The organism is Nonomuraea sp. NPDC001684 (assembly GCF_053596515.1).
In genome coordinates this window covers 1-4,762 of sequence record NZ_JBSFGJ010000592.1, presented here as the reverse complement: position 1 = coordinate 4,762, position 4,762 = coordinate 1, and the positions used below count along the sequence as shown (strand labels likewise).

Here is a 4,762-nt window from a genome sequence, read left to right as displayed (position 1 = left end):
CCGGGCGTAGATGAGCGCGCCGGCCCGGGCCCACACCTCCGCGCCGTCCTCCCGTGCCAGCCGCGCGGCCAGCCAGCGCATCGGCTGCCCCCTGTCGAGCCGCGGGCCGAGCAGCGGTTGCAGCAGGCCGGCCAGCCGCGAGGGCGCGAGGTCGCGGTAGTGCCCGGTCAGCCGGGCGGCGTGCCAGTCCGCGTGGTTGAGCTGCTCGACGATCTGCGCCGCCTCGGCCTCCGGCACCGTCACCCGGCGGCCGGCGGCGGCGCAGATCCACTCGACGAGCTGGAAGAAGGCGTCGCCGTGCTGGGCGGGCAACATCCGGTACAGCTCGGCCAGCAGCTTTCCGTCCATGCCGTCCGTCTCTTCCGGGCCGCCCGGGGCGGCGGGCGGGGCGCTCACCGGGGCCGCGCCGCCGGGCGCGCGGTGCGCCCCGGTGGTGGCGGCGGGCGAGGCCGGTTTCTGCACCGCGAAGACGTAGCCCGACGCGGGCGGGTCGGCGTACTGGCGCAGGCAGACGGCCGCCGCCTCCAGCCGGGCCTCCAGCGTGCGGTACTGCGAGACGACCGCCTCCAGCCGCCCGGCCACGCCCGTCCCGCCCAGCTCCTGGTAGGCCCTGACCAGGCAGCGGGCGAGCGTGTCGCACTCGTCGGCGGGCGCCCGCGGCTCCTCCCACAGGGCGATCCTGTTCTCCTCCCGCGGCTGGGTGGGCGGCGCACCGCCGTGCGCCTGGGCCACGCGGAAGACCAGGTGCGGCTGCAGGCCGCCGCGGTCGTCGCCCTGCGCCGCCTCGAAGGTGGAGAACGACGGACGCCAGGCGTGCGCCGTCCCCTGGAGCAGCACCGCGGCGGTGAACCGCAGCCCCCGCAGGTAAGCGCCCGGGACGGGCGCCTGGGGGTCGGCGGCCGGTAGCATCGCCGCGAGGGGCCGTCCCGGCTGCCGCAGGACGGCGGCCACCAGGGCGGTCAGGCCCTGGACGGGATGCGGCCGGACGGCGGCGCGCGCGAGGAAGGACGCGGTCAGCTCCTCGTGGTCGGCGGCCGGCAGCCTGGCCAGCGTCCGGCCCTGCGGGACCTGGCCGGGCGGCTCTCCCAGGCTCAGCGCGCCCAGTCCCTGCCACAGGCAGGCCAGCGCCAGGTCGACGCTCACCGCCGCGCACGGCCCGATCAGCGCACGCGCCACCTGCGGATGACGGCCGCCGCCGGCCCGCGAGGACGGCGCGGACAGGACGAGCGCGTCCGGGTCGTACGAGCGCTCGATGATCGTGGCCAGCTCGTCGCCGGGCAGGACGAGGTAGACCAGGCTGCGATGGCCGGAGGCCACCCCCCGCGGCAGCGTGGCCATGGGCAGGATCAGCCGGGAGGCGTGGTGGACCCGCGGATCCTCGGTGGAGCAGGCGATCGGCCCGAAGTCCTTGCCCGGCCGCCAGCGGAACTCGACCTGCTCGACTGACGTCGCGTTCATCAGATTCCGATCCTCCGGGCTTCTGGGGAGGTGAGCACGCCGGTCATCGCCATCAGCGAGATCAGCGGATTGAGCACCCGGCAGGGCCGCACGCCGCGGACGAACGTCTTGTCCGCCACGGTGTCGGAGCCGGCCGCCGAGGCCACGTGGAAGGTGGCCCTGCGGCATTCGCGGTAGGGCCGCGTCCAGGCGTCGGCCTGCCTGGCCCGGAGGTAGGCGTAGACGTCGGCGCTCTCCCGCAGCGAGGACTCCGGGTCGAGCACCCGGTCCGGCTGCCGCAGCCACCACGCGATCGGGTCCTCGAAGCGCAGCAGGTCGGCCTTGCCCAGCACGATCGCCGTGCTCAGCTCGGCCAGGCGGCCCGACCCCTGCAGGAGCTCCAGCACGGTGGCGAAGGTCCGGTCGCCGAGCTCGTCGCGGCCCAGCTCGGCGGCGTTCACCACGAAGATCAGCCCGTCGGCCACGTCGAGGAAGCGGCGCGCCGACTCGATCTCCAGCAGGTCGCCGCCCGCCACGTCGAACAGCGCGACCGGGCGCGCGTCCCCGCCCGCCTCCCGCACCAGGAAGACGTCCACCAGGCCGACGGCTCCCGGCCGGGTGTGCTCGACCACCCGCGAGTCGTTGAGGAACGGACTGACCTGCTCGTCGACCAGGCTCTGATGGGCCGCCAGGCTGATCGCCTGATGGCTCAGGCCGGGGCCGAGCCCGTGTTTCTCCAGTTGCGCGATCATCGAGATCAGCAGGTGCGTCTTGCCGGAGTTGGTCGCGCCGACGAACCCGTAGACCGACGGCGTGCCGTGCCCGCCGTAGGCGAGCGGGAGGTAGTGGGCCGCTCCGGGCCCGTCCTCCTCCGGCCCCGGGCAGCGGACGAAGGCCGTGCGCCGCAGCACCGCCCGCTGCGTGGGGCTCGCGCTGTCCGGGATCGTCAGCGTGACGTAGGCGCCCTCGCCGCGGTCGTAGCGGTAGAGCTCGCGCTCGTCCCACGTCAGGGTCGCGGCGCAGATCGGGCACGGCACGAGGGGGCCGCTCGCCTCGCGGGCGGCCGGGCCGGCCGGTGCGGATGGGGGCATGGGCGCTCCGTTGGCTCTGCGCGCGTAGTCGGCCACCAGCCGGCCGGCGACGCTGTCGTGGACGGGATGCGCGGGCAGCGTCCCCGCGCGTTCGCGGAACCGGACGAGCAGCCCCGGATGGCTGGGCGGCCTGGCCCGGTCGTCGTAGGTCTCGAAGGCCAGCGGCGGCAGGGTGTCCCACGGTTCGCCGGCGGCCGCGCCGAGGACGGCGTCCAGCCCCCACAGCAGCGCGTGCGCGCACCGCGACGGCGGCAGCTCGATCGGGCCCTCCGCGCCGGCCAGCAGGTGCGACAGCAGCGGCACGAGCTGCGCCAACGGCTCCGGCGAGCGCGCCTCGGCGTCCAGGCCGGCCCGGTACGGCTCGACGCCGCGCACCGTGAGCGGCATCAGGCGCCCTCCCGGCCCGCGCAGCCAGCGCCAGTCGCGCAGCTCCAGCGCGAGCCGGGGCGTCAGCAGCGCGGGCGCGCCCACGAGCAGCCGGGCCAGCGCGCTGCGCCCCCCGCGCGGCTGCTCGCGCCGGACCAGCACGGCCTGCCGGTCGAAGATCGCGTAGACGTGGCTGACCCCCGGTGAGCCGCCGGGGTCCGTGCGCAGCCAGTGCTCGACCTGGCGGTGGAGCCGCGCGAGCTCGTCCGGCCGGAGCGTGGAGGCGGTGGGGCCGAAGGCCGGGCCCGACGCCGAGCGCTGCCACCCGTAGGTGACCTGGTGCAGGACGCTCATCTGCGCCGCCTCCAGGGGCGCCCGCGCCGGGCCGGCTCTTCGGGGGCGGCCGGGACGGGCGGGACCGGCTCGGCCTCGGCGACCGGCGCGGTCTGCGGGTGTTTGAGCGCCCGCAGCGCGAAGAAGTCCGCTCGGCCGCGCTCCAGCGCCACGTCGGGCGACATCCCGCGCGGCACCGGGTCGGGGACGTCGAGCCGCCGCAGCAGCTCGCGGACCGACGGACGCCCCTCGGGCGGGCCGAAGACGCCCCGCAGCAGGCGCGCCAGGTCGGGCGGCGCGTCGGCCAGGTCGGCCCGCTCCGGGGCGCGGCCGGTCGCCACCCAGAAGATGAGCCGTCCCGCCGCCCAGACGTCGTCCTCGCCGGTCACGACGCCGGCGGTCTGGCCGGGCCGCTGTTCGGGCGCCCACCAGGGCGGCGCGCCCGCCACCGACCGGGGCGTCCCGGCCAGGGCGGCCTCGGCGAAGCCGGTGATCTGCGCGCACACGGTGTCCCAGTGGACGGTCTCGGGCGACAGCGCCCGGTGCGCGATCCCGGCGGCGCTCGTCCACCGCAGCCCGGTCAGCAGGCTCCGCTGGAACGGCAGGTTCTCACTCGGCAGGATCCGGCCCAGCGTGCCGCCGACGGGCTTGCCGCGGTAGGGCTCCAGCAGGACGAACGGCAGCTCGCCGTCCGCCTCGTAGCCGATCAGCCGGGACACCTGCGGCGGGTACGGCGCCGAGCCGCACAGCCTGCTCAGCCGCAGACCCGCCAGGATCTCGTTGTCGAGGGCGTCGTACCCGGACCCGGGCCCCGCGGCCGCCGGCCCGACGTGGCGGGCCTCGCGCTGCCTCCCGTCGGGCCAGGAGAGCGCGAGCAGGCAGGAACGCAGCGGCGGCGCGGGCGGGACGGGGTCCTCGCGGCGGGCGGTCACCGTGACCTCGGCGGAGGCGCCGTGGCGGTCGCGGAAGCGCAGCACCGTTCCCGGTTCGGTCATCGGCGCGGTCATGGGCGCGGTCATCGGCGCTCGCCCTCCTGGACGGGCTCCGGCTCGTCCGCCCAGGTCTGGCGGGCGACGCCCGGCCGTACCGGGACCAGGCGCAGCGTCCCGGCGTGGCGCGCCGAGGGCACCCACACCGTCCCGGCGGGCAGCGACTCCTCCAGCGCGGCCCGGCAGGGGCGCGGGGCGAAGCGCACAGCGGCGGGCGGCCCGGCGCCGACGTCCAGCAGCGACAGGTCGCGGGCCAGGCAGAGCTGCCACATGACGGCGGACACGTCGTGCCCCGCGGCCGAGGCCAGCTCCGGCAGGTCCTCCTCCGGCGCGGCGCCGTCGGCCTCGACCGCCCATTCCGTCGCGAACGGCGGCGGATCGTCCATGCCGTGCTCGGCGACGTGCTTCTCCCAGACCGAGAACAGCTCGGCGGCCCTGCCACCGGCCCGTTCGCCGTGCTCGGCGGTCGAGCCGGCGGCCAGCCCGCGCAGCGCCGGCGCCGCCGCCTCACGCACCAGGTCCGCCAGGAAGTGCTCGACCCGCCGG

Annotated in this window: 4 protein-coding genes; all 4 read right to left on the bottom strand. The window is 77.0% G+C overall.

Features of this window, described 5'->3' with window-relative positions:
* On the bottom strand, positions 1–1,458 hold a 1,458-nt coding region (locus ACWCSD_RS47980), incomplete at its 3' end, for a hypothetical protein (RefSeq protein WP_449925721.1).
* Positions 1,458–3,248 carry a TRAFAC clade GTPase domain-containing protein gene (locus ACWCSD_RS47975; RefSeq protein WP_449925720.1) on the bottom strand — a complete coding sequence of 597 codons (1,791 nt, stop codon included), beginning with the start codon at positions 3,246–3,248 and terminating at the stop codon, positions 1,458–1,460. The genes ACWCSD_RS47980 and ACWCSD_RS47975, both read right to left, overlap by 1 nt.
* Positions 3,245–4,246 (bottom strand): hypothetical protein, encoded by a 1,002-nt coding sequence (locus ACWCSD_RS47970; RefSeq protein WP_397156494.1) that lies wholly within the window; start codon positions 4,244–4,246, stop codon positions 3,245–3,247. The genes ACWCSD_RS47975 and ACWCSD_RS47970 overlap by 4 nt, the downstream gene beginning before the upstream one ends.
* The coding region (locus ACWCSD_RS47965; protein ID WP_449925718.1) for a hypothetical protein at positions 4,243–4,762 on the bottom strand (520 nt) is incomplete at its 5' end. The genes ACWCSD_RS47965 and ACWCSD_RS47970, both read right to left, overlap by 4 nt.